1 pseudogene is annotated in these 667 nt (G+C 52.9%); it reads right to left on the reverse strand.

Annotated features, from left to right (window positions below):
• Nucleotides 1-667, reverse strand: a pseudogene (locus AC4HAO_RS11310) (hypothetical protein); the annotation flags it as partial.

Genomic DNA, 667 nt, shown 5'->3' on the forward strand with positions numbered 1-667 from the left:
TTTAGACTGGAGCTCATATTCCTCATCATACAAGTCCTGTTCCTGCTGCCAAAGCTGGCTTTGTTCCGCTTCCTTGGCCTTTATGGGCTTGCGCTTCTCCTGACGTTTGGCTTCGGCTTCGGCCTCCTTTTTAATGCGGGCTCGGCGCCGTTCCAGCTCCTCCAAGTCCTCTTTACTGGGCGGGGTCGGCCGAACGCCGCTGCTAGAGATTGGCCGCCCATTCTCTAGAATTAAGGTTCGGCTGGTTCCTCTTTGCCAATCTGAATTGGTGTTAGGAACAGATCTTTTAGTCCCCTGTTTTGATTTAACTGGCTTGTCAGCAATCATCTGTTTGGGCACATATTGCCCTTGCTCCGACTGAGACGGCGTTGTCTCCTGCTTAGGAACAGACGACTGCCTCAGAGAGACTGATTGAACGCTCTGAGCTGAATCTGGTCTTGACTGCGATGTCACATCCAAGTTGGAGCCTGCTTGAACAGGCACTGGCGAAACAGCGGAAATCACTGGGGAACCAGCTAGATTCACAGGCTGAACAGACTGAGGGGCTGCTGGCTGAGACGACGTTGCAGTTGGTAGGACCTGAACACTAGCAGGATTGACCGATTGAACGGACGGCTGAGCAGAGCCTGTCAGGGATTGAGAAGCCATCTCCCTAAACTGGTCAGGT

It is taken from the genome of Streptococcus sp. ELY_137, from assembly GCF_058314515.1.